This window comes from Meiothermus taiwanensis WR-220 (assembly GCF_003568585.1).
Lineage (GTDB): Bacteria > Deinococcota > Deinococci > Deinococcales > Thermaceae > Meiothermus > Meiothermus taiwanensis.
In genome coordinates this window covers 1133844-1157079 of record NZ_CP021130.1, presented here as the reverse complement: position 1 = coordinate 1157079, position 23236 = coordinate 1133844, and the positions used below count along the sequence as shown (strand labels likewise).

At 61.5% G+C, this 23236-nt stretch carries 21 protein-coding genes; 6 read left to right on the top strand and 15 right to left on the bottom strand.

Annotated elements, in window-relative coordinates; all coding sequences use genetic code 11:
• Nucleotide 1 precedes the first annotated feature (1 nt).
• The 4 genes from ybeY to cdd all read left to right on the top strand — a co-directional run bounded on the left by ybeY (nucleotide 2) and on the right by cdd (nucleotide 2750).
• On the top strand, nucleotides 2-427 hold the full coding sequence (ybeY, locus tag MTAI_RS05780) for an rRNA maturation RNase YbeY (protein ID WP_027887624.1): 426 nt from the start codon (nucleotides 2-4) through the stop codon (nucleotides 425-427).
• 3 nt (nucleotides 428-430) lie between these two features.
• The gene (locus MTAI_RS05775; protein WP_027887625.1) at nucleotides 431-835 is read left to right on the top strand and encodes a diacylglycerol kinase; all 405 of its coding nucleotides are present in this window, start codon (nucleotides 431-433) and stop codon (nucleotides 833-835) included.
• 106 nt (nucleotides 836-941) lie between these two features.
• Complete coding sequence (locus MTAI_RS05770) at nucleotides 942-2318, top strand: hemolysin family protein (protein ID WP_027887626.1); 1377 nt, start codon at nucleotides 942-944, stop codon at nucleotides 2316-2318.
• A gap of 18 nt (nucleotides 2319-2336) precedes the next feature.
• Nucleotides 2337-2750 (top strand): cytidine deaminase, encoded by a 414-nt coding sequence (cdd, locus tag MTAI_RS05765; protein ID WP_027887627.1) that lies wholly within the window; start codon nucleotides 2337-2339, stop codon nucleotides 2748-2750.
• Nucleotide 2751: 1 nt separating this feature from the next.
• Here cdd and MTAI_RS05760 read toward each other — a convergent pair whose 3' ends face one another.
• The 3 genes from MTAI_RS05760 to MTAI_RS15235 are packed head-to-tail and all read right to left on the bottom strand — an operon-like array spanning nucleotide 2752 to nucleotide 4892.
• The gene (locus tag MTAI_RS05760) at nucleotides 2752-3438 is read right to left on the bottom strand and encodes an endo alpha-1,4 polygalactosaminidase (protein WP_027887628.1); all 687 of its coding nucleotides are present in this window, start codon (nucleotides 3436-3438) and stop codon (nucleotides 2752-2754) included.
• Nucleotides 3439-3462: 24 nt separating this feature from the next.
• A complete protein-coding gene (locus tag MTAI_RS15240; RefSeq protein ID WP_245453137.1) occupies nucleotides 3463-4146 on the bottom strand; it encodes a hypothetical protein in 684 nt (227 codons plus the stop codon).
• Nucleotides 4143-4892: a hypothetical protein gene (locus tag MTAI_RS15235; RefSeq protein ID WP_245453136.1), complete on the bottom strand. Its 750-nt coding sequence runs from the start codon at nucleotides 4890-4892 to the stop codon at nucleotides 4143-4145. The genes MTAI_RS15240 and MTAI_RS15235 overlap by 4 nt, the downstream gene beginning before the upstream one ends.
• A gap of 272 nt (nucleotides 4893-5164) precedes the next feature.
• Here MTAI_RS15235 and MTAI_RS05750 point away from each other — a divergent pair, with 272 nt between their 5' ends.
• Nucleotides 5165-6235 (top strand): RNA-guided endonuclease InsQ/TnpB family protein, encoded by a 1071-nt coding sequence (locus MTAI_RS05750; RefSeq protein ID WP_043982714.1) that lies wholly within the window; start codon nucleotides 5165-5167, stop codon nucleotides 6233-6235.
• 116 nt (nucleotides 6236-6351) lie between these two features.
• Here the strand turns inward: MTAI_RS05750 and pelF are convergent, their stop codons facing one another.
• The 3 genes from pelF to MTAI_RS05735 form a co-directional block, all read right to left on the bottom strand.
• On the bottom strand, nucleotides 6352-7842 hold the full coding sequence (gene pelF / locus MTAI_RS05745) for a GT4 family glycosyltransferase PelF (protein WP_043982716.1): 1491 nt from the start codon (nucleotides 7840-7842) through the stop codon (nucleotides 6352-6354).
• 21 nt (nucleotides 7843-7863) lie between these two features.
• Nucleotides 7864-9906 (bottom strand): Agd3-related carbohydrate-binding protein, encoded by a 2043-nt coding sequence (locus MTAI_RS05740; protein ID WP_223299693.1) that lies wholly within the window; start codon nucleotides 9904-9906, stop codon nucleotides 7864-7866.
• Nucleotides 9907-10484: 578 nt separating this feature from the next.
• Entirely contained in the window at nucleotides 10485-11306 is an 822-nt protein-coding gene (locus MTAI_RS05735; RefSeq protein ID WP_223299694.1) for an endo alpha-1,4 polygalactosaminidase, read from the bottom strand.
• A 913-nt stretch (nucleotides 11307-12219) separates the two neighbouring features.
• On the opposite strand from MTAI_RS05735, the gene MTAI_RS05730 reads away from it, so the two are divergent.
• Nucleotides 12220-14205: a COG1470 family protein gene (locus tag MTAI_RS05730; RefSeq protein WP_245453135.1), complete on the top strand. Its 1986-nt coding sequence runs from the start codon at nucleotides 12220-12222 to the stop codon at nucleotides 14203-14205.
• A gap of 2 nt (nucleotides 14206-14207) precedes the next feature.
• On the opposite strand, the gene MTAI_RS05725 is transcribed toward MTAI_RS05730, so the two are convergent.
• The 9 genes from MTAI_RS05725 to leuC all read right to left on the bottom strand — a co-directional run bounded on the left by MTAI_RS05725 (nucleotide 14208) and on the right by leuC (nucleotide 23173).
• Nucleotides 14208-15797, bottom strand: coding sequence for a sensor histidine kinase (locus tag MTAI_RS05725; RefSeq protein WP_187388613.1), 1590 nt, complete (start codon nucleotides 15795-15797; stop codon nucleotides 14208-14210).
• A gap of 48 nt (nucleotides 15798-15845) precedes the next feature.
• The gene (locus tag MTAI_RS05720; protein WP_027887635.1) at nucleotides 15846-16619 is read right to left on the bottom strand and encodes an RNA methyltransferase; all 774 of its coding nucleotides are present in this window, start codon (nucleotides 16617-16619) and stop codon (nucleotides 15846-15848) included.
• Between the two features lie 65 nt (nucleotides 16620-16684).
• Nucleotides 16685-18349 carry a dihydroxy-acid dehydratase gene (ilvD, locus tag MTAI_RS05715; RefSeq protein ID WP_187388612.1) on the bottom strand — a complete coding sequence of 555 codons (1665 nt, stop codon included), beginning with the start codon at nucleotides 18347-18349 and terminating at the stop codon, nucleotides 16685-16687.
• A gap of 42 nt (nucleotides 18350-18391) precedes the next feature.
• On the bottom strand, nucleotides 18392-19141 hold the full coding sequence (locus MTAI_RS05710) for an SDR family NAD(P)-dependent oxidoreductase (RefSeq protein WP_013014101.1): 750 nt from the start codon (nucleotides 19139-19141) through the stop codon (nucleotides 18392-18394).
• 90 nt (nucleotides 19142-19231) lie between these two features.
• Nucleotides 19232-20284 carry a 3-isopropylmalate dehydrogenase gene (leuB, locus tag MTAI_RS05705; protein WP_013014102.1) on the bottom strand — a complete coding sequence of 351 codons (1053 nt, stop codon included), beginning with the start codon at nucleotides 20282-20284 and terminating at the stop codon, nucleotides 19232-19234.
• A gap of 13 nt (nucleotides 20285-20297) precedes the next feature.
• The gene (leuD, locus tag MTAI_RS05700) at nucleotides 20298-20903 is read right to left on the bottom strand and encodes a 3-isopropylmalate dehydratase small subunit (protein ID WP_013014103.1); all 606 of its coding nucleotides are present in this window, start codon (nucleotides 20901-20903) and stop codon (nucleotides 20298-20300) included.
• Nucleotides 20904-21116, bottom strand: a complete 213-nt coding sequence (locus MTAI_RS05695; protein ID WP_013014104.1) for a hypothetical protein — start codon at nucleotides 21114-21116, stop codon at nucleotides 20904-20906.
• 15 nt (nucleotides 21117-21131) lie between these two features.
• A complete protein-coding gene (locus MTAI_RS05690; protein ID WP_027887636.1) occupies nucleotides 21132-21698 on the bottom strand; it encodes a Uma2 family endonuclease in 567 nt (188 codons plus the stop codon).
• A gap of 50 nt (nucleotides 21699-21748) precedes the next feature.
• On the bottom strand, nucleotides 21749-23173 hold the full coding sequence (leuC, locus tag MTAI_RS05685) for a 3-isopropylmalate dehydratase large subunit (RefSeq protein WP_027887637.1): 1425 nt from the start codon (nucleotides 23171-23173) through the stop codon (nucleotides 21749-21751).
• Nucleotides 23174-23236 lie beyond the last annotated feature (63 nt).

Below are 23236 nucleotides of genomic sequence, written 5' to 3'. Positions count from 1 at the left end.
CATGGGAGCGGTAGATCTGGTTGCACACACCCGAGTACCTCGAGGTCTGGGCCCTGCGGTGCGCAGGGCGCTCGGGCTTCTACTGGCGGAGCTGGGGCATGAGGACAAGTCTCTAACCCTGATCCTTACCAACGACGACGAGATACGGGCCCTCAAGCAACAGCACTGGGGCGAGGATGCCCCTACCGATGTTTTATCGTTTCCCACCTATGAACCGGGCGACCCCTTCATCCCGCCGCACCTGGGCGACATCGTGATCAGCCTGGATACTGCCCGCCGCCAGGCCGAGCAGTTTGGGCACAGTCTTCAGCACGAGGTTAAAGTGCTGGCCGCCCATTCTCTTTGGCACCTGCTGGGGCACGACCACCGCTCCGAGGCCGAATGGGAGGGGTTCAGGCGGGTGCAGGCCCGCATCCTCGAGCTCTGAACCATGCCAACCCGCCCCCCGCCACCCAAACCTGGAACCGATCCCCTACCGCTGCGCGGCCTTCGGGCTTCGTTTGGCTATGCCTGGGCCGGGGTGCGTTATGCCTGGAAAAGCCAGCGCAACTTCCGCCTCGAGGTTTATGTGGCCGCTCTGGCCCTGGGCCTGGCCTGGTGGCTGAAGGTCAACCCGGTGCCGGTGCTTCTGTTGATAGCCCTGGTCTTGGGCCTCGAGCTCATCAACACCGCCCTCGAGGCCGTGGTAGATCTGGTCTCCCCCAACTACCACCCACTTGCCAAAGCCGCCAAAGACATCGCCGCGGCCAGCGTACTGATAGTGAGCACAATTGCTGCTCTGATCGGTTTTTTGCTGTTTTTCCCGCCGCTTGTGAGCCGGCTGGGGCTGTGGTAAACTCTCGGCTAGTAGCGTATGGACTCCCCACCCAAAGCCTGGTCCTGGCCTTGCCCTGGGACACTCCGGGGCAGGTTAGCTTTTGGTTGGGCCTGACGCGAACCCTATGGAAAGTATCCCTGGTAGTCTTGGCATCATCGCTTTGCTCATCCTGGTCAACGCTTTTTTCGTTACGGCTGAATTCTCCCTGGTAGCCATCCGGCGCAGCCGGGTCGAGTACCTGGCTGAAAGCGGTTCCTGGCAGGGCCGGCTGCTCAAAGATGCCATGGCCCGGCTTGACGCCTACATTGCCACCACCCAGCTGGGCATCACCGCCACCAATCTGGTGCTGGGGGCTTTTGGGGAACCATACGTCACCCGGCTGATTGTGACTGGTATCGGGGCGCTGTTCGGCCAGCCCCAGGCCGCTGCTGCGGCCGAAAGCAGCCTGCTTTCCAGCATTAGCTTTGTGCTTTCGGTGGTTTTCATCACCTTCGTTACGGTGCTCTTTGGTGAGCTTATTCCTAAAGGCATCGCCCTGCAGCGCACCGAGCAGGTTGCAGTCTTCACCATTCTGCCGCTCAATATTTTCCAGCGGCTCACCACACCGCTGGTCTGGTTGTTCAACCGCAGCGGCAATTTTTTCCTCAGGCTGATGGGCCTCAAGGAGGCACCCTCGCACTCCATGGTCGGCAGTGCCGAAGAGCTCAAGCTCATCGTGGAGGCTTCATCTAAAGAAGGTGTACTGGACGAGAGCGAGGGGGAGATTATCAGCCAGATCCTCGACCTCGAGGAAACCCTGGTGCGCTCGATCATGGTGCCAAGGGTAGAGATGGTCACCATATCCGCCGAGGCCAGCCTGCGCGACTTTTGGGCCATGGCCCGCGAGCACCGCTACTCCCGGGTTCCGGTATACCAGGAAACCATCGACAACATCATCGGGGTGGCCTATATCAAAGACCTGCTGGAGTACAGCGGCCCGGAGCTGGACAGCATCAAGGTGGGTAGCATCTGCCACCCAGCCTATTTTGTTCCCGAGACCATGGGCGCCCGGGAGCTGTTGCGCGAGATGCGCCGTCGCAAAACCCATATGGCCATCGTGGTGGACGAGTTCAAAGGCACCGCGGGCCTGGTCACCCTCGAGGACATCATCGAGGAAATTATCGGTGAAATCTACGACGAGTCGGACGAGGAAGAGGTGGCCCCGGTGCAGCAGATTGCCGAGGGGGTGTACCTGCTCGATGCCTCGGTTCCGCTCGAAGAGGCCTCTAAAAAGCTGGGCATCGAACTGCCCGAAGGCGAGTACGATACCCTCTCGGGCTTCCTGATGAATGAGTTTGGACACATTCCGGAGGCAGGGGAAAAGCTCGAGTACGGTGGTTATGAGTTCATCGTCGAAACCGCCGACCCCCGGGGCATCGAGCGCGTGCGGGCCCAAAAGCGGGCCCCCACACCCACCGACGACGAAACCCTTAGCGAATCGGTGACTTCAGAAGAAGCCTAGGTACGGTATGCTAGGGCCGTGTCCGAAACACCCAAAGAGATATTAGAACTGCTCCACCAGCTCCTAGAACGCTCCTACTCGCCCTACTCAGGCTTCGCCGTGGCGGCGGTGATCAAGTCGGGGTCGGGCCGGCTGTACGGAGGGGTTAATGTCGAAAACGCCGCCTACCCCCTCTCACGCTGCGCCGAACAATCGGCCACTTTGCAGATGGTTTCGGCTGGAGAGCGCGAGATCGCCGAGGTCTGGGTGCTCAGCCGAGGATCACAACCGGCCACCCCTTGCGGCGGCTGCCGGCAGGTGTTGAGCGAGTTCGCTCTTCCCAGCGTGCCCGTGCACTGCCTGAGTCTCAACGGCCCCGAGCTGCACACCACCGTGGGTGCGCTGCTACCCCACGCCTTTAACAAGCAGTACCTCCAGCCAGACCCGGATTAATCTATAACCGGGTTAGGTCGCGGTTGCTGACAAAGGTTGGTAGCCCATAGTACATCGCCCGGAGTCGGGCAAAGCCCTCGAGCCAAAAACGATCGGCGTAGTCCAGTGCATAGAGCTCGAGGCCAAACCCCTGCAAGCGAAATAGGCAGCTCAGGTTGTACTCGAGCTCGTAGGTGGGCAGCACCCGGTAGCCCCCGGGCGTCCAGGTGGTGGAAAACGACTCCAGAACCACCCCGTCAACCAGGCTCGACAGCTCGGGCAGAAGATGAAACCCACGGTTGGCGTATAGCCGCCTGGGGCCAACCAGCGCGCGCAACCGAGCTATGAGCTGGAGCATGGCACCCCGATCCTGGGGGTTGAGGGTTGCGGCGTCTAGGGTATCCAAAAACAAACCCTCAAATCCCATATCAATGGCCTTCTGGGCCTCATTCAGTCGATTCTTAATCCAATCGGGGTGGGCCGGGTCCACATAAACCGTGTTCCAGTCCAGGTTGCGAGCATTGCGGTGCCACGGCGCCGGGATGGGCTGATCCTCGCCCAGGCTCAGATAGGCCAGCGGCCGGGTGTCTTGGCTGCGCAGCCACTGAAGCTCTATAGGGGTATAGGCCCAGGTTTGCAACACCACCTGAGCATAGCGGCGCAGTTGTTGCAGGCGCCCTTTACCGTAATAAAAAGCCAAGGCTCGCATCGGCGCTTGAGGTGCATCTTCAACTCACTGGTAGTTGCGCAACTCACGTAAGACCGGCAAAGCCACCAGCAACAAGTAACTGGTAAAAACCCCACACCCAAGCAAGTAGCTCACCGACTCGTCCAGAGGAAGTACACCCTGGATGGACAGAGCAAACACCACGGCGTACACCAGCAAGGCCAGCATCATACCCAGCAAAACCCTCAGGGTGCGGTTCATAGAAGTGAGGGTAAAGGCCACAAAAAATCCAATACCTAACAGGAAGTTCGCAACTAAAAAGACTTCCGACTCCGGGCTGTTGAGGTTGAAAAAAACTTTGGCCAACAGGCTTATCGCCAGCAACAACCCAGCATATGAAGCCAGCGCGGATAGAAAAATACGGTTGATGTTGCGGGCAAACACCCTCAAGTCGCTGGTGCTGGCCAGCAACACGCTCACCCGCTCCAGAAAAACCCGCAACTGCCATTCCAACCCGCCCATGCTCAGCACCAGCGGTACCACCGCCAGCCCCAGCACAATGGATGTACCGGTAACCCAGTGCCAGAAGGGATTGATGAAAACAAAAACCGCGCTAAAAAATCCATATAGCACCAGTGGTATCGCATCCAGCCAGTCGGCTTTCTGCAGCACCTTCCAGGGCGAGTGTCCCACTTTGGTTCGCAGGTCGAGAAGGGCGGCGGCCACACTTAGCAGAACAGAAATCATCATAACCACAACTGTGTTAGCAGCACCCAGTAGGTCAGGAAACCACAAAACAAAACCCCCACCAGTGCCGCCGGCAAAGCCGCCAGCAACAGCCAAAGTTCACGCTTATACAAAAGCAGGATGCTCGAGGCCATATGATAAGCCGTCTGTAAAACCACCAAGACCGAGAGGGCCAGGTCGGCCTGTAGAAGCAGCGAAACAAGTAAAGCCGGCCCCAGGCCTAGAAAAAACATGGTTTGCAAGAGCCTACGGGCCTCAGCAGCAAACCCTCGGCCCATCAGCACATAGGCCAGGCGAATCATGCCCTGGCTCCAAGCCCAGCCCAGAATCGCCGATAAAATCAGGCCGAGGGTGGCTTCCCGAGCACCCACCCAGGCAAAAATCGCCGGGAAAAACAGGCCGGGCATCCCGTAAAAAAGCCCATGCGAAAGCTCGCGTAAAGTTTCGGGTAGGCGATTGGCTTTACGTCGGGAAGCGGCCGCCCTACGCGGCGCTATACGATAGAGCGCTTCCGCCAACTCAAACACGTTGGGGTATCCGTAGCGTTCCATCACCATTCGGTCGTTGTAGCCGTGAGCCTCGAGCACCGCAGCTACCTGCTGGGCATCCACTGCGGTTTCAATCAACGGCCCAAGGTGCTGCAGCAGGGCTGCCAGGCGATCCGGGGCACCCACCGGGTACCCAGCTCGGGTGTAGCTGGCTAAAACAGCCACTCCCCGCTCGCTATAAAACTCTGTACGTTGGCTCATGCCGACTGCCACTCCTTGAGGTGTCCCACCGGCCTTCCGCCAACGGTTTAAATTTGCATACGCCCCTGCGAGGTTGTGATAGGAAGATGCACCCCACCATACATTGCTGTGCCCACCTTTCTACTGAGCGTACTTCTTTGTAAAACAGAATACTTAATGCCGCTTCACAAAACTCCTTTCGTGGATGCCCTGCATTTCAATGCGGGGAGGAAACGAAAGCCGAGCGAAGCTCGGTGCGGGGTCGCCAACCTGGCGATATACTCCATACAAGCATGTCCCTCCTGTCCGTGAAATGCAAGCTGATACCCGATGCGAGTACAGCCGAAAAGCTTTCTCGCACGGTGAATCAGTTTGCCAACGCCTGCAACTATGCCCTTCAGATAGCCCGTAGGGACAACGTTTGGAACAAGTTTGCCCTCCAGCGGGCGGTCTACCAGGAGCTTCGGGAACGCTTCGGTCTGACCGCCAATCTTGCCATACGTGCCATTGCCCGCGTGGGAAAGCGCAAGGGGCACAGGGCGGGCGGTTTCAAGGCCACCTCGGTGGACTACGACCAGCGCATTCTTTCGGTCAACCTGGAAAAGGAGGTGGTCAGCCTCAGCACCGTAGATGGACGGGTAAAAGTGCCCATGCGCATCGCCGGGTATCAACGCCACCTCCTGCGAACCGCCAAAAGCATCCAGGGCGGCCAGTTGGTCAGAGGACGGGATTCCTGGTACATCCACCTGTGGTGCGAGTACGACGACCCACCTACCGTCAACCCTGACGGTTTTCTGGGAATAGACCTGGGTATCGTCAACATCGCCACCGACTCGGATGGCGAGACCTACTCCGGCAGGCACCTGAACTCGGTGCGCCACCGGCATAGGAGGTTGAGAAGGAAGCTGCAAAAGAAGGGCACCAAGTCGGCCAGGCGTCTTTTGAAAGAACTCTCGGGCAAAGAGAAACGCTTTGCCAACCATACCAACCACACGGTCAGCAAACGCATCGTAGCCAAGGCTCAACGCACCGGGCGCGGCATCGCCCTGGAAGACCTCCGGGGTATCCGCGAACGGGTACGGCTTCGCAAGCCCCAGAGGGCTACGCTGCATCGCTGGGCGTTCCATGACCTGGGTCAGAAACTGCGGTACAAAGCTGAACGGAGCGGTGTAGCTTTGGTTTGGGTTGACCCGGCGAACACTTCCCGGCAATGTCCAGCCTGCGGACATACCGAGAAGGCCAACCGTCCAACACAGGCGCTGTTTCGTTGCGTAGTCTGCGGGTGCTCTGGGCCTGCGGACTACTTCGCGGCTTGCAATATCGCAAGCCGGGCTGCTGTCAACCAGCCGAACGCGGGGGTATGAGACGCTATTCATGGCTATCGTTCCACCTGCAAGCCCCTGGCTTTAGCCGGAGGTAGTTGACGATACCCCGCCGCCATACTATGCATGGTAGCAGACCCTATCGGGGGCAAGGAATCTCATATACCAGCCTCATCGCTGCCAGCCAGCACCAGATCGGCCCTATCCTTTACCTCTTCTTGGACAGAGGCCCCCGCCAAAACCACGTCCTGGTACATTTTTCGGTAGTCGTTCAAAAAGCGCTCGAGGGTAAAGTATTTGAGCACGCGGGCCCGTGCCGCTTTACCCAAGGCAATTCGGCGTTCATCATCGAGCAGAAGCTCGACGCATGCCTTACCCATGGCTACAGGGTCGCGGGCCGGCACCAAAATACCTGCATCCCCTACCGCCTCGGCCACCCCCCCCACATCGGTTGAAACTGTGGCCCGCTCACACGACATAGCCTCGATCACCGCATAAGGAAAGCTCTCTGAAATGCTGCTCAACACCACCACATGGCCGGCCTGGTAGCCCTTTGCGACCGGTGAAACACGGCCTTCAAAACTCGCTGCCCCCTGCAGTCCCAGCCTAACGATAAGCTCTTCACAGCTTATCCGATAACGCTCGTTGCCCTTTGGGGTAGGGCCAAAAATGCGCAAGCGCGCATTGGGAACCTGCTCTTTGGTGTAGGCAAACGCCTCAATTAAGGTGTGTAGGTCTTTAAGGGGGTCAATGCGGCCCACAAAAACGAGCGTTGGCAGATCGGGTTCTACTGCGGGCGGGGGAAACTGCGTCGGATCGATGCCGTTGTGAATTGGGCGAATGGAGGCAGGAAAAGCCCCGTTGCGCTCTTCCCAGCGGCGGTTGTACTCCGAAACTGGCACAATTAAATCAGCCATGCGGTAGGCTGCACTCGAGAGCAAGCGGAAAAAGTTTAGGATCAAGATTCGCACCGAAGGTCTATAGGGAGCCTGAAGGTAGCTTAGATAGCGCTCCCGGAGGTACACCCCATGCTCGGTAAGCACAAAAGGGGCCTGGTGGTACCATTTGCCCATCATTCCAACCAAGGCGGCAGGCCCATTAGAAACGGCATGATAGATCTGGGCCTTGGGTGGTATGAGCAGTAAAGGACGGAGCAGGTGCTCGATCAAGTCCGTAGCCTGCAAGGCATCCTGCAGGGTTAATTCCGGTAGCTCGGTGCCTGAAACAGCCTGGGACTGGCACTCCTTCCAAGCCTTAATCAAACGCCCGATCGAGCCTTCGCTTAGTAAGGCCTCTCCCAGATCAGCCTGCTGGGCGTAACCAGCCATCGCCCTTAGGGCCCAAAGAAAATAGGTGGTGCCCCAGTTAGGCCTTACCAAAGCATTCACAAAACTTTGATGAACCTGGTTAAACCAGCGGGAGGTGCGGTTCCTGGAGCGGCCTCTGCGAACCGAGCTCCATAAAGGGAAATTCACCACGCCTTTTAGGTTGGCGGGGGGAGGGTAAACAGCTTTTTCCAGGCCGTTGCCGGTGAGGGCAATTACTTCAAATTCCATTTCCTGGAGCCCACGAATTAGCTGGTCACACCAGACGCTTACCCCTCCTTCCACAAAGGGATAGGTTCCTTCGGTAATCAGGGCAATTCTCATAAAATCTGTTCAAGACCTCCCCTACTCCCCAGGGTGGTAGGAAAAGCGCAGTTCCTGCCCGGCCGACAGGCTCACTTTTGAGACGGTATCCCCACCGTACACCCAGCTCATCCCCTGCGCAGTCCCTGTAAAAAACAGTACACCGGAAATTCCGGCAGGCGCAGAGATTGTGACCAAATTCTGGCTGCGATCCCAAAAAGCGGTGATGCCAGCCTGGAGCAAAGCAGTGTGTTGAGTACGCTCAGCCACATACGCGCCAATTTCGTCCCAGGAGGGGTTGAGCACCGGGATGCTGTAGTAGCTGGTGTATTTCTGCATCAGGCGGTTAAGGTAATCGAAAACCAGGCTGCGGCCAGGTGCATACTCACGCAGGTTGGCCTGGTGGAAGTAGTGCGAGCTGGCGCTAACCTGCAGGTGGTAGAGGGCCAGGTTGGTCTCCTGATCGAGAATTTCCTCGTAAGTGAGCGCCCTAGGCCAGTAAGGGAAGCGCCCTCCCGGTGCGTAGATGTAGTTGTAGAACGAGGTGGCCTCAGCCGGGGTGGTCACGGTGTAGGCGATGTTGGTGGGCCAGACCGGAATCATCAGCAAGCCTGGGCGCAGCACCACCCCACAGATGGGGCAGGGGGGTTGGTGGCTTTTCACCGAGTAATTGCCGTGAATGTAGCGAATGCCCAGCTCAACCGCACGATCCAGCATGGACTGGTTGGCACAAATTAAGCCAAAATCCTTGCGGGGCTCATCCGCTCCAGGGCCGGTAGGCCCCGACACCGCAGGGCACTCCGAAGGCAAAGCTGGGGGGATCACCGGCGCTGGGGCAGGGCTGCGGTACCAGCCCAGGCCCGAGAGTTCCCCGGTTTTCAGGGTTTTGGGGCTGTACCAAAGACCCATCTGGTTGGCCAGGCGGGTGTTCTCGGCAATCTGAAAACGCAACGCTGCTGGGTCGGTAATGTTGTCCATGGAGGGGTGGTCGCGGGTATGGTTAACCCAGCGCATCCGGCTGGCCAGGCACTTGGTCAGGCTGGACAGGGGGTCGCTACTGGACACCCCTGGGTTGCAACTGGCCGCCGCACCGAGGTTCACCCCACGCCCGTTGAAAGCCAGGTTCAGCATGAAGCCGTTGCTGAGCGGATAGCTGGCATTAAGCTGGCGCTGCTGCTGGTACAGCGACCACGCATCCTGCGCCGAAAGCCTGAAGGTTTGGGGTCGGTAGCGTAGCGGATCACCGGGCTGGAGGGCATCGTCCCACCAGTCGGACTCGAGGCCCCAGTCATCCACGTCAACAGCCAGAATATGCCGCCGCTCCCCGATGAACAGGCCCCGCGTAGCCCAGCGAATCAGGCCGTAGCCCAGCAACTGGGTGTGCAGCAGGTAGGGGTTGCTGGCAAAGGTCAGGGCGATGCGCTCGCGCCCATCGGAAGACCTGCTCAACACCCCCAGCACATTGCCCTCGGTATCCTGCAAAAGCGGCTGAACCAGACAACCGGGCGATTCCTGGGCTGTGGCCAGACGAGCCGGGTAAAGATAGGCGTTCTGAATGGGGATCTCCGCGTTTGGATTGAGGTAGCTAAACACCCCCCGCCCCTCAGGGGTAAGGGTCATCCAAACAGGAGGGTTATCGGGCGGGTCGCCCGGCGGATTGGTGGCCCGATTATCGGTGGGCACCCCTTCATAGCCAGCGGGCCGAACCGACCGAATGCAATAATCCTCGGGATAATCCTCAGGATCGGCCTCCCATGTGTTGGGGGTGCCAGGCCCCGGAAAGGTATACAGCGAGACTGAGCGCACCGCGTAGCGGCGCTGGTAGTCCCACAACAGACGCCACTCATCCCCACTAAATGCACTCTCAAACCGCCCCGGCGAGACTTCGTATGGCAGGTTGTTGCTGGACAGCAAGATGGCCTGGAAGCGCCCACCGTTAGCGTCCTCCAGGAAGCCAGGCGTGAGCTCCTGCGTCGCCGCGTACAGCACCTCATAATTGGCCCCCAGTTGGTCGAGCAATGCCCGCCAGGCTTGTAGGCCGGGGTCTTCGGGGGTTGGGCCGATTACCAAGATGCGCAGAGCCACACGGTTTGCCGGCAACCCCTGCGTCTGCACGCTCCCTGGCCGAAGCTGGCTCGAGCCAGGAATCTGCACCCTGGGCAGCGGACGGTTGGCATCTGGTTGCTGAAGTGGCAGGGCAACCGGAGCCCCCTCAAAACGGGGCATAGAAGGTGTTTGGATCCAGCCATCGGATATCTGGCCCGAATTGTTTTTCTGCGGGCTGCATCCGGATAGCAACAGTACAAGCAGGGCTAAAAGAGGCGCAATGTGTGTTGTGTTCATCTCTAGTGAACCCTTAATCTAAAATGAGACGGACTTAAACTCCCGCGGCCGCCTTCCCAAGTCTAAGGGTAGAAGAAGAAGGTCAAACACAGTAGTAGATTCCTTGTGTTACTGCACGTTACATTAAACACCCCATTTCGCAGAAACCACTATTTGCTACTGGGTGTCAAGTCTTTTCCCAAATTGGCGTCTTTTTATTTCGACTAAACGGGGGAGTTACACCGGATGCCAAAAGATAGCCATCCAAAGCCTGCAGAAGCTATCTTTTTGAATCCTCGAGCACACCCTTCGGTCAGGTTAGTAACTAACCGAATCTGGTATTACCTGCACTCCTCTACCCAGCCATCCAGTTCACGCCGCTTCAAAATGGAGAAAATACCCATACTAATGCTGCTAGCACAAAACTGAGAAGCACTCTTGATGCGGGTGTCGGTATATTCGATGTTCAGCACCGGCTTGCCGGCCTGCACCATGGGCCGGGTCTGGTCACACCAGCCCTGGGCAAAACATTCCTCGGTGACAAGAAAATCGAAGTCGTTGATGAGCTGTGGGAGCAGTTCGGTGGTGTTTTTGAGTCCGATAGCCAGGCCGCGCTGGTGGGCCTCACTGGCCAACCAACGGTTGAAGCGAAGCTGATCCTGGGCCGTGAGGGGAAAACCTGTGTTGTTCTGGTAACCGTTCACGTTGTCAGGGTCTACACCCACAAATCCCTTTTGCTTACAGAGGTCGAGCCGGGCCCGCAGGATGGGGGCCAGTTTATCGATCTGTCGGATATCCAGCCAGCGCTCCCCAGCCCAGCCGTCGTAGTTGCGACCCAGCACCTCAGGAGGAAACAGGTTCCTGTCAGGCCGCCAGTTTTCCCAGGAACCCGCACTCAGGTAGCAGACAGCCTTTACCCCACGCGCCGCCAGTTCCTGTACCACACTGGCCGGGGTATCGAACAAATCCAGGTTGTAGGCCGTTACTTGGCGGGTTTTATCAAGCGTACCGGTGTATTGGATGTGCCAGGTGGTATCCACCCCAGGCTTCCACCACCCACCCGGGGCGGGGTTGGAGGGTGGGGTGGGACTTGGGGTGTTGAGCTCAAGAGTGCCACCACAGGCTGTCACCGCGACAGCCAGCACCCATAGATAGCGAAGCATACGTAGCTGCATTACAAACCCACTGCGTCAGGCGTTCATGGGGAGTGGATTGACCCCCCTTGAGCAACTTCTCATATCGTGACAACTCCTCAGACTGGAAGTCTGAGGCTTCTCGGGAACCACAGATATACCATGCCCGAAGGCTCCGTCCAAGCCCAGAAAACCTTGACTCCGTATCGGCAGGCGAGCGCAATGCTTCCAGCTCTGCCACGGGTGTTCGTTTGGAGTTTTACCCATCGGACTACCCAATGGAACCCCCTACTCCAAGTTTCAAGGTGCATGGGAACCTGTCCCCAAGAGGATGATACCCCACATTCGCCGCCCACCATGCTATGTGCCCCTACGGGGCACGTGGGGGAGTCCATGTATCCCACGAACTGAAAGTCCGGGGGATTATAGCTCCCCCACACCCCCTCTTTTTTTCTAACCCCTCCTACCTCACCACGTAACGCTCCGTTGCTTGACAGCTTTTTCAGGAATGCTAGCCTCAAAAGCATGAGGGTGGATTATGCACTCATTGCAGGGATTGTTTAGATTTTGGCCTCACCTGTCCACTTTACTTTTACTGGTGCTGGCAGGCTGCACCCGCCCCGCGCCGGAACCCACCTTGCAGATCAACTTTTCCCCAGACCACCTGCGCCTTGTACTCGGCGGGGCTGGAGAGGTTAATATCACCCTTGTACGTCAGAATCTGCCCGGGCTGGCAGAGCTGCGTTTGATCAACCCTTTACCAGAAGGCATAACCGCCTCTATTACGCCTTCCAGCACAACCGGCAACACCGCCACCCTACGGATTCAGGCCTCGAGCCACGCAACCGTGGGTAGCTTTAACTTGCGGGTGCAGGCTGTCCAGGGATCCATAAGCGTCACCAGCGAGCTACCCTTACAGATAGAACCTAGCCAACAACCCGACTTGCAGTTAAGCCTGAACAACCCCACCCCCTCCATCCGCCAGGGGCAGTATGCAGACCTTTTAGTTGACGTGCGGCGCATCAACCTCGAGGGCACGGTGGTACTGGCCCTCGAGCAGCAGAACGGCGCCCCCTTGCCCAGTGGCCTTAGTGCGACTTTCAGTCCCACCCTGCCCAACAGCACCGTTTCCATCCTGCGGATTTCGGTGGCCTCCACGGCAAGCACCGGCCCCTACCCCCTGCGCATCAAGGCCACTTTGGGAAGCCTCGAGCGCACCCTGGACTTCCCCCTTACAGTCCTGGAAGCCTTGCCAGAACCCGACTTCCAGCTCAATCTAACCCAGCATCTCAGCCTTCAGCGGGGCACGACCAGCAGCGAGAGCATCGCAATTACTCGTATCAATTTATCCGGCCCCATCGCCCTGAGCCTCGAGCGCTTCGACGGCACCCCTCTACCCACAGGCATCAGGGCAACCTTTGCACCGGCAGAAACAGAAGGCACCCTTTCCACCCTCACCATCTCTGCTGCCCCAGATGTGCCCCTGGGGGACTATGTGCTACGGGTACGGGGTGTGCAAGGCGCGCTAGAGCGCACCGCTCTGGTACTGCTAAATGTGTTTGATCAGGCCGGGCTTACCGCTAACGGAGCCGTCTGGGTTGCGGCCCAGGGCGATAGCGGAGCCTGGCAGGTAGTACCACCCACCGCTGGCAGCTACCACCTTCGCATTGGCAATGCGGCGGAGCGCTATGGCTGGGCGGTGGTGTGCAGCAAGACCGAGGCCGGCCTCACCACCCATCAGGTGAACGTCTACCAGCTCACCTTAAGCGAGGTGCGCAGGCTGGATCTGTCCTGCCCCCCAAGCACCAGCAGCGACGCCTTCTCAGACCTCAGTGGACAGCTCAACAACCTGGGCGGCCATTATGCCCAGGTGGCCTTTGGCACGGCCAGCGACTTTGTGGATCCAGCCCGAACAGGCAGCTTCCCCCCCACCCCGGCCTACCCCGGCTACCTGCTGCAAGGTGCGCGCCACGGCACCGCCGACCTGATGGCCGTGCGCTACCTGCCGCCCACCCCACCAGGAACCCACTTCCAGGCCGACCGGGCCCTGTTCCAGCGCAACTTCACCCTGAGCGGTCGGCAGACCCTCGATCTGGATATGCAAGGCTCTGCCTCCTTCGCGCTCGAGGGCACCTACAAAGCCACCCTCACCAACCCCGACCCCTCGGCCCAGGGGCTGAGCTACCTGGCCTACCTGACCCCCACCACCCAGACCCTTTATCTGGCCGACAGCCAGCAAGACGCCGCCAACCTGACCTACCGGGCCATCCCCGACAATAGACGCAAGCCCAACGAGTTCTATGTTTTCAATGCCCGCGAGACCACCTTCAGCAACCTGAGCCTGCGTTCCCGGCAGGTGTTGCGCGCTATAGCGAGTCCACAAGACCTGAGCGCCAGCTTCCTAAGCCTGCCAGAAGCCCGTCTGAGACTAGAAAACAACCGCTTCCAGGCCTCATGGAGCCCATATTCGTGGTCAGGCAGCGGCAGCCAACTATTCAGCCTGCAGCTCGAGCAGCTGGCGGTGGCCCCCAACACCAACCTGGCCTGGCACCTCCACCTCTCACGCCGCTGGGTGGGAGGCATCACCAGCTACCCCATTCCCAACCTTGCCCACAGCTGTGCGGCCGGTCAGTCCCCCTGCGCCCCTGCCCCTTCCAACACCCCCGCCAACGGCTGGCAGAGCACCTGGAGTTTGCGCGATAACCTCGAGCTCGACTGGTCGTTTAGTGCGGTGCAGGTGAGCCTTCCTCTGGCCGACTGGCTGCCCCTGGCCCAGAGCACCCTCCCACCCGCCGGCCACAACCTGGATGGCTTCAGCTTTGACGCTGCCAGCGCCGGGGGCATTTACAACGTCAGCAGCCTCTCAGCGCAGCGCCAGGCGCAAGCTAAGGGGCCGCGCTTACTGCCCTTCTGGCTTTCACCCCGCTGAGGTCAAAACGGCAGCTCGGCCCGCACGCTGGTGCCCTGGCCCTGAACCGAGACCACCTCAAAGCGCCCGCCCCGGGCCTCCACCCGCTCGCGCATCTGGGTCAGGCCAAACCCACCCAGGCCGTTCGCTGAGGTGCCAGCTTTGAACCCCCGCCCGTTGTCGCTGATCTCCAGCACGCCGCCCCGTTCGCCCAGCGGGGTGAGCTTGACCTGCACCAAACCGGGCCGGGCGTGCTTGGCCGCGTTGGTGAGGGCTTCCTGCAGCACCCGGAAAAAAACCAGCTCGGAAGCCTGGGAGAGTTCGATTTTTTCGGGCAGGCTGAGGCGCACCCGGAAACCTGCCTGCTCGGCAAAGGCGGTGGCGTAGCGCCGCACCGATTCCAGAAAGCCGTAGCGCTCGAGGTCGATGGGCCGCAGGGCAAAAATGCTGCGGCGCACCTCGCGAATCTGGGCGCGCAAGGTCTCTTTGACCTGGTGCAACTCCTCCAGAGCCCGTTCAGGGTCGGTTTGTAGCAGGCGCTCGGAGAGGTCGAGCTTGAGGGCCATGAAGGCCAGGGCCTGGGCGATGCCATCGTGGATTTCGCGGGCGATGCGGTTGCGCTCCTCGGTGAGGGCCAGCTCCTCGGCCCGCAGATAAGCCTGGGCATTGCGCACCGCCAGGGTAACCTGCGCGGCCAGGAAGCGTAAGAAGGGCAGGCGCTGGCGCAGGTTTTCGGCCTCGCCCTGCACCAGCAACAGCCCGATGGCCGACTGCTCGCGCAGGGGTACGGCCAGCAGGTTCTCGCGCACAAACACCGGCGATTCCAGGGCCTCCTTCCAGCGGTGATCGGGCATGAAGGCGTGGGGGGGTAGCTCGAGGTTGCGCAACACCTGGGGTTGCAAAAAGTTTTCCTCGTCCAGCAAAAGCACCCCGCCCCCGGTGGCCCCCGCCCAGGCCAGGATGCGATCCATTAGGCGCTCGAGCAACCGGCCCAGGTTGGCCTCGGCCCGCAGAGCCTGGTCTACCTCGTAAAGGGTGAGCAGATCGCGGCTGCGGGCTCGCGCCGACTCCAGCGCCCCAGCCACCTCAGCCGCCAACACCTCCAGAAAGGCCCGCTCCTCGTTTGAGAGGGGGCGGGGCGGGGCCACCTCGAGCTTCCCTTCCAGGCCCGGTAACGGCAAGGTGTAGAGCGCGTCCGAGCCCGGCTCAAAACCGGGTGAGGTGGCCCGCACCCCCTCGAGGGTCAGGGCGGCCCCCATACCCAGCGCTTTGGCTACCTCCTGCACCACCGCGGCCAGGGCCTGCTCGAGGTTGTCGGCAGCCGAGGCCCGCTTAAGCATCTTGCCCACGGCCTCCAACCGCTGGTTGGCTACTTCCAGCGCGCGCTGGGCCCGCTCGCGGTCTTGCACCTGCTGGGCGATCCACTCCAGGGTCATCCAGGTGACCAGGGACCCTACCAGGCCGTAAAAGCCCAGGCGCAGCCAGAAGGCCACCGGCTGCCCCTGGTAGGGCTCGAGGGAAATCTCAAACAGCACCACCACCAGCACAATCGCCAGCGGCAGAACCAGCCGGTACAGCCGGATCAGGCGGTATAGGCTGGGAACAGGCTCCACGCCAAACGATTATAGAGCGGCTTCAAGGGGCGGATGGCCCTATTCGCCCTATTCCTGTGGGTCGGTCTTGCGCCTGCCGTGCTGGGCATACCAGCGGCTTTGGTGCAGGAAACCCCGCAAAAGCTGCACCTCGCCGGGGGTCAGACGGGCCTTGTGCAAGAGCCGCCTAAAGCGCCGAACGGCATAAGGCAACCGTTTTTCGTCGGTGAAGCCGATGCGTAGGATGTACTCCTTCAGATCGTCAAAAAGTTGCTGCAAGGCCGCCTGGCTGGCAAGCTGAAGCGGTTCGGGTGGAGGGGGGGCCTGGGCGACCCCGAAAATTTCGTAGCACAGGAGCAGCACCGCCTGGGCCAGGTTCAGGCTGGGCTGCCTGGGCGAGGTGGGGATGCGCACAATAAGCTGGGAGAGGTCAATTTCGTCGGTGGTCAGGCCCGAGGTCTCGCGCCCAAACACCAGCGCCACCCGGCCCCGTGGGGCCACCTGGGCAACCCGCAGGGCCATCGGCCGGGGCCCCACCACCGGCCCGGTGTAAATCTCCCGCTCGCGCACCGTGGTGCCCACCACCAGCCGGGCATCGGCCACGGCCTCGGGCAGGGTGTCCACCACCCTCATCCTGTCCAGCACGTCCTCAGCGTGCACCGCCAGGCGGTAGGCCAGCGAACCCCCAGGGTGCCGGGCCAAGTCCTCGCGCACCCGCGGCTCGGGCGCCACCAGCCACAGATCTGAAATGCCAAAGTTCTGCATGGCGCGGGCTGCAGCCCCGATGTTCATAGGTTCCTGGCTGCCTACCAGCACGATGCGGATGTTCTCGAACCAATCCATCGGCTATAGCCTAAGGGCTTGGGCCGGATGCGTCGAGGCATGAATAGACTGGGTGCCCATCCCAATTACTCGGGCTTCAATAAGACCGCCCCCTCCCGTGCACTGCTCACCAGCGCTGCGTAGCGCGCAAACAGCCCGCTTTTGTAGTGGGGCTTGGGGGGCTTCCAGGCTTTGGCCCGCCGGGCCAGCTCCTTTTCCGAGACCTCCAGGTTCAGGATACCCCGGTCGCAGTCAATCGAGATGATGTCGCCCTCCTCGACCAGCGCGATGGGCCCGCCCACCTGGGCCTCAGGGGCCACATGCCCGATCATCAGGCCCTTGGTGCCACCGCTGAAACGCCCATCGGTCACCAGGGCCACATACGGCCCCAGTCCCTCGCCCACCAGGGCCGAGGTCACCGAGAGCATCTCGGGCATCCCGGGGGCCCCCTTGGGGCCTTCGTAGCGGATCACCACCACATCACCGGGCTTGATCTGTTTTTTGAGGACGGCCTTCATGGCGCTCTGTTCGCCGTCGAAAACCCGGGCCGGCCCCCGGTGTACCTTGGTCTCGGTGCCGGCCAGCTTGAGCACCGCGCCTTCCGGGGCCAGCGAACCCTTGAGCACCCGCAGGCCCCCCTCGGGTTTGAAGGGTTTTTCAACGGTGGTTACCACCTGCTGGCCTTTGGTTTCTTTGGCGTTTTTGACCTCCTGCCAGAGGGTCTTCCCGCTCACGGTCATCTGGTCGCCGTCGATCAGGCCGCCTTCAATCAAACGGCGGATCACCAGCGGAATGCCCCCGGCCTCCCACAGCTCCCAGGCGGTGTACTGGCCCCAGGGGCGCATATCGGCAATCACCGGGGTTTTGCGCGAGATTTTATCGAACTCCTCGAGGGTGAGCTTGATGCCGGCCTCTTTGGCCACGGCCAGCAGGTGCAGCACCGCGTTGGTGGAGCCGCCGGTGGCCGCTACTGCGGCAATGGCGTTGGTGAAGCTCTTTTTGGTCAGGAAGCTCTTGGGCGTGCGGTTTTCCCGGATGGCCTCGGCCAGGATGCGCATAGCCCGCCGCCCGGCCTCTTTTTTCTCGGGGGCGATGGCCGGGATGGCGTTGTAGCCGATGGGTGAGAAGCCCATCACCTCGAGGATCATGGCCATGGTGTTGGCGGTGTACTGCCCACCGCAGGCGCCGGGGCCGGGGATGGCGGTGCGCTCCACCTCGGCCAGCTCCTCCTCGCTGATCTGGCCGGCGGCATACTGCCCCACCGCCTCGAAGACCGAGACCACGGTCTGCTTTTTGCCGCGCAGGAGGCCGGGGGCAATGGAGCCGCCGTACAGCACCAGGCTGGGCACGTTGGCCCGGATCACCCCCATCATGGCCCCAGGGTTGGTCTTGTCGCAGGCCACCAGGGCCACCATGCCGTCGTAGAGGTAGCCCTGGGCAATCAGTTCAATCGAGTCGGCGATCACCTCGCGGCTCACCAGCGAGGCCCGCATACCCACCGTGCCCATGCTGATGCCGTCGGAGATGGCCGGGGCCCCAAACTCAAAGGTCTGGAAGCCAGCCTCCCTGGCCCCAATCTTCAGGTCGGCGGCCAGGTCGCGCAGGTGAAAGTTGCAGGGCATCCCCTCGGTCCAGGTGTTCACGATGCCCACCCAGGGAATCTTGAACTCTTCGTCGCCGATGCCCACCGCGCGCAGCATAGCCCGGGCGGGGGCTTGTTGAGGGCCTTTTTTGATGATGTCCGAACGCATAGAAAAACCTCGCCAGCAGCCGGTGATGAAAGGGTTTATTTGTTATGAGCCGTCTGCAACCGTTGCTATCTTACCGTGGAAACGCCGGGGATCGCCCTCGAGGAGGCGCACCAGGGCCCTGGCCGACTGCTCGGGGGTGAGCACCCGACCCTGGCTCTGGTAGCCCCGGAACAGGGGCCGCAGGGTCTCACTGGCGCTCCCCTGGGCCTCCCGTAGCTGGCGCTGCATCTCAGTCTCCACGATGCCCGGTCGGAAGGTGAAGCAGGTAACCTCGGGGGCCTCCACCGCAAGCTGCCGCACCAGGTGCTCTTCTGCCGCCTTGGCGATGGCATAGATGCCCATGCCAGGGATGTTGTGCTCGGCCACCCCCGAGCCCAGAAACACCGCCACGCTGCCCGGCTGGCGGATCAGATGGGGGTAGGCAAAGCGGGCTAGCTGGTAGCCGCCCTTAACGTTGGAGTCCATGATCTCGTCGTACTGGGCCTCGATCAGTTCGTAGGCCAGCGGGCCAGCGTTGAGCACACCGGCGTTGTGGATAAAGCCCACAAAGTTTCCGATCTCGAGCGCGGCCTTGACCATCGCCTCGGCCACCGCGGCGCTGGCTACGCTACCGGCCACCACCAAGCAGCGCACGCCCAGGCCCTGCACCTCGTCGCGCACGAACTCGAGGGCCTTCTGGTTGCGGGCCCCGATCACCAGGTGGGCCCCGGCGCGGGCCAGTTCCAGGGCCAGGGCCTCGCCAATGCCCCGACTGGCCCCGGTGACGATGAAGGTCTGTCCTTTCAGTTTCATGCTCTTTGTATACGACCTATTGTTGCAAAAGGCCAGGGGGTATCCGACCGGTTCACCCGGCCACGGTAGAGGGGTTGCCCAGGTTGGCAGTCAGGCGGCCACTCTGTGCAAGGCCGCAATCACCTGCTGGGTAAAGGACTGGGTGCTGGCCTGGCCGCCCAGATCGGGGGTGGGGTTGGTGGTCAGGGCCGCGGCCACCGCCCCCTCGATCTGCCGGGCCACCTCGGGCCGGTTCAGCGCATGGGTGAGCAGCATGGCCGCCGAAAGGATGGCCGCGGTGGGGTTGGCGATGCCCTTGCCGGCAATATCGGGCGCGGAACCATGCACGGGCTCGAACAGGGGGGTTTTTTCGCCCAGGCTGGCCGAGGGCAGGAGGCCCAGGGAGCCGGGCAGCACGCTGGCCAGGTCGGACAAAATGTCGCCAAAAATGTTGCCGGTCACCACCACGTCAAACCGGCTGGGCCGGGTGACCAGGTGCATGGCCATGGCGTCCACGTACTGGTGCTCGAGGGCCACCTCGGGGTAGTGCTGGTGCACCTCGTCCACGGTCTTACGCCAGAACTCGCCAACCTCGAGCACGTTGGCTTTGTCCACGCTGCACACCTGGTTGCGCCGCTTGCGGGCCGCCTCGAAGGCCACCCGGGCGATGCGCTCCACCTCGGGCTTGCTGTAGCGCTCGGTGTTCCAGCCCTCGGCCTCGCTCATGCCGCGCGGCTCGCCGAAGTAGATGCCGCCGGTCAGCTCACGGATGACCAGCACATCCACCCCTCGAGCGATCTCGGGCTTGAGGGGCGAGAGGCCTTCCAGCCCCGGCAGCACCTTGGCCGGGCGCAGGTTGGCATACAGACCGTGGGCCTTGCGCAAAGCCAGCAGGCCAGTCTCGGCCCGCAGGTGGCGGGGCACGCCATCCCACTTGGGCCCGCCGATGGCCCCCAGCAGGATGGCGTCGGCCTCCAGACAGCCCTTCTGGGTGATCTCGGGGAAGGGCTCGCCGTGGGCGTCTATGGCGTTGCCGCCAAAGGGAAAAGCCTCGAACTCGAGGTTCAGACCATACACCTGATCGGCGGCTTTGAGCACCTCCACCGCCGCATAGGTTACTTCGGGGCCAATGCCGTCACCGGGAAGCAGTGCGATTTTGGGCATGGGGTTCCTTTCTCTACTGGCGGGTGGCCTTGGGCAGCCGGGCCGCGGCCTGCTCGATCAGCTCGCCCGCTTCCAGTAAGTCGGCAATGGGATCCCAGCGGCCTTCCACCAGGGCTTTTTGCGCGGTGGCGGGCAGGTTTACCTTAAAAGCGGTGTCTGCGTAGCGTACCTCGAGCCTTTCCACATCCACCGTCACCAGCAGGCTGGGGTCTTGCTCAATGGCCTGGGCCAGCCGCTCGATATCGGCCTTGGAAGCGGTCACGCAGGGCATGGAGAGGGCGGTGGCGTTGCCAAAGAAAATCTCGGCAAAACTCTCCCCCACCAGCGCCCGGAAACCGGCGCGGTAGATGGCCTGGGGCGAGTGCTCGCGGCTGCTGCCACAGCCGAAATTGGCCCCTACCAGCATAATGCTGGCCCCTTTGAAGCGGGGATCGTTCAGGGGGTGCGGCTTTTCAGAGCCGTCGGGGTTGAAGCGCTCGTCGTAGAAAAGGGCCTCGCCCAGCCCGTCAAAGGTGACCACCTTCAGGTAGCGCGCCGGCGTGATGCGGTCGGTATCAATGTCGTTGCCGGGAACGTGCACAGCCCGGCCCTGCACCTGCTTGATTGGTTCTAAAGCCATTTACTTACCCTCCTTGTCTCTAAAAAAGCCCATAATGCTCCAAATCCCGACGATGGCCGCCGCAGCGCAAAGGGCAAAGCCCACCCCAAACACTATCCAACTGAAAAGCGGGTTGGTCTCCAGGTTGCCCAGCCACAGCCCCAGGGTGGCCAGCGAGAGCAGCACCGAGGCCGCTACCAGCGTCACCCCGCGGATCAGATTCTTGGTCGCCAAAGCTCAACCTCACCATCAAAACCAGGTCTTTCCCAGAATTTCATCCACCTCGAGCTCGAGGCCCTCGAGGCCCGCAAGCTTGATAACATCCCCGCGCCCGTAGGCCTGTATCTGCGTATAAACCCCGCCCTGGGGATGGCGGTACACCCAGACGCGGTCGCCGCCAAGATCCACCACCCAAACCTCCGGTACGCCCTGCTGGGCATACTTGGGCACTTTGACTTCCTGATCGGTCTTGAGGGTGGACTCGGCCACCTCGATGAGCAAGAGCACATCGCCCGCGCTGAAATGGCGGCCCTCGTAGAAGTCCGGCGATGGTCGTAGCAGGAAAACGTCCGGTACCGGCTCATCGCCCCCCACCACCAGCGGCTGCTGGCTCTCGAGCTGGGCGATCCCAGCCGTTCGTGGGCCCAGAAGCCGCACCAGCCTGCTCACGCAATCTTTGTGGCGAATGCCCACCGGACTCATCTCAACGATCTCTCCGTTCAAAAGCTCGTAACGCCCATCCTGCAACAGCCCCGCCTCGCCCAGCCGGTGGTATTCCTGCAGGTTCCACTTCTTGGTGCTGCGGTCGGTGATCATACGCAACAGCCTAGCACCGAACCAACCCGGGCGCGCCAAGCCCGCTCGAGCTACGCCCCCACCAGGGTCTCAACCCCAAACACTTCCCGCGCGTCGCTTATCCGGCCCGTCACCGCCGCCGCCACCACCATCACCGGCGACATCAGCACGGTGCGGCCGGTGGCGCTGCCCTGGCGGCCCTTGAAGTTGCGGTTGGAGCTGCTGGCGCACAGTTCATCCCCCACCAGCTTGTCGGGGTTCATGGCCAGGCACATCGAGCAGCCCGCCCCGCGCCACTCAAACCCAGCCTCGCGGAAGATCTCGGCAATGCCCTCCTCCTCGCACTGCTTAGCCACCTGCTGCGAGCCCGGCACCGCAATGGCCCGCACCCCCGGGGCCACCTTGCGGCCCTTGAGGTACTTGGCGGCCTCGCGGAAGTCGGAGATGCGCCCGTTGGTGCAGCTTCCCAGAAAGGCCACATCCACCTTGACGCCCTTGATGGGCTGGCCGGGCTTCAGCTTCATGTGCCGGAGGGCCTCTTCCAGCGCAGGCCGCTCGGACTCGGGATACTGGGCCGGGTCGGGCACCCGGTCGGTGATGGCGCAGCCCTGGCCGGGGTTGATGCCCCAGGTCACGGTGGGGGCGATGTCCTCGGCCCGGATGTTCACCACGTCGTCGTAGTGGGCGTCGGGGTCGGAGGCCAGGGCCTTCCAGCGGGCCACGGCTTTTTCCCACTCCTCGCCCTTGGGGGCGTAGGGGCGGCCCTTGAGGTAGTCGAAGGTGGTCTGGTCGGGGTTGACGTAGCCGATGCGGGCCCCGCCCTCGATGCTCATGTTGCAGACGGTCATGCGCTCCTCCATGCTGAAGTTGTCGAAGACGCTGCCGCCGTACTCGTAGGCGTAGCCGATGCCGCCGTTGACCCCCAGCACCTTGATGATGTGCAGAATCACGTCCTTGGCGTAGACCCCCGGCTGCAACCTGCCCTCTACGTTGATGCGCCGCACCTTGAGCTTGCTGACGGCCATGGTCTGGGTGGCCAGCACATCGCGCACCTGGGTGGTGCCAATCCCGAAGGCAATGGCCCCAAAGGCCCCGTGGGTCGAGGTGTGGGAGTCGCCGCAGGCGATGGTCATGCCGGGCTGGGTGATGCCGTTCTCGGGGCCGATCACGTGCACGATGCCCTGCAGCCCCGAGGTCACGTCGAAGAAGGTAATCCCGAAGTCCTGCACGTTCTTGCGCAGCTGCCGGATCATCTCGTCGGCCTGGGGGTCTTCGAAGGGCTCTAAAAGGGAGTGGGTGGGCACGATGTGGTCTACGGTGGCAAAGGTGCGTTCGGGAAAGCGCACCTTGAGGCCCAGGTCGCGCAGCATGCCGAAGGCTTGTGGGCTGGTAACCTCGTGGATCAGGTGGGTATCAATGAACAACTGGGTCTGCCCGTTGGGCAGGGTTCGGATGGCGTGGCTCTCCCAGACTTTCTCGTACAAACTTTTACCCATGAAAGTTCACCCCTTTGACAACCTCAAAAACCCCAGCGGCGTAGGGCCCTGGGGTCGCGCGCA

Excerpts from the sequence above, each read along its gene's own strand:
- ybeY (WP_027887624.1), top strand. The coding sequence starts at position 2 with ATGGGAGCGGTAGATCTGGTTGCACACACCCGAGTACCTCGAGGTCTG.
- MTAI_RS05775 (WP_027887625.1), top strand. The coding sequence starts at position 431 with ATGCCAACCCGCCCCCCGCCACCCAAACCTGGAACCGATCCCCTACCG.
- MTAI_RS05770 (WP_027887626.1), top strand. The coding sequence starts at position 942 with ATGGAAAGTATCCCTGGTAGTCTTGGCATCATCGCTTTGCTCATCCTG.
- MTAI_RS05760 (WP_027887628.1), bottom strand. The coding sequence starts at position 3,438 with ATGCGAGCCTTGGCTTTTTATTACGGTAAAGGGCGCCTGCAACAACTG.
- MTAI_RS15240 (WP_245453137.1), bottom strand. The coding sequence starts at position 4,146 with ATGATGATTTCTGTTCTGCTAAGTGTGGCCGCCGCCCTTCTCGACCTG.
- MTAI_RS15235 (WP_245453136.1), bottom strand. The coding sequence starts at position 4,892 with ATGAGCCAACGTACAGAGTTTTATAGCGAGCGGGGAGTGGCTGTTTTA.
- MTAI_RS05750 (WP_043982714.1), top strand. The coding sequence starts at position 5,165 with ATGTCCCTCCTGTCCGTGAAATGCAAGCTGATACCCGATGCGAGTACA.
- pelF (WP_043982716.1), bottom strand. The coding sequence starts at position 7,842 with ATGAGAATTGCCCTGATTACCGAAGGAACCTATCCCTTTGTGGAAGGA.
- MTAI_RS05735 (WP_223299694.1), bottom strand. The coding sequence starts at position 11,306 with ATGCTTCGCTATCTATGGGTGCTGGCTGTCGCGGTGACAGCCTGTGGT.
- MTAI_RS05720 (WP_027887635.1), bottom strand. The coding sequence starts at position 16,619 with ATGGATTGGTTCGAGAACATCCGCATCGTGCTGGTAGGCAGCCAGGAA.
- ilvD (WP_187388612.1), bottom strand. The coding sequence starts at position 18,349 with ATGCGTTCGGACATCATCAAAAAAGGCCCTCAACAAGCCCCCGCCCGG.
- MTAI_RS05710 (WP_013014101.1), bottom strand. The coding sequence starts at position 19,141 with ATGAAACTGAAAGGACAGACCTTCATCGTCACCGGGGCCAGTCGGGGC.
- leuB (WP_013014102.1), bottom strand. The coding sequence starts at position 20,284 with ATGCCCAAAATCGCACTGCTTCCCGGTGACGGCATTGGCCCCGAAGTA.
- leuD (WP_013014103.1), bottom strand. The coding sequence starts at position 20,903 with ATGGCTTTAGAACCAATCAAGCAGGTGCAGGGCCGGGCTGTGCACGTT.
- MTAI_RS05690 (WP_027887636.1), bottom strand. The coding sequence starts at position 21,698 with ATGATCACCGACCGCAGCACCAAGAAGTGGAACCTGCAGGAATACCAC.
- leuC (WP_027887637.1), bottom strand. The coding sequence starts at position 23,173 with ATGGGTAAAAGTTTGTACGAGAAAGTCTGGGAGAGCCACGCCATCCGA.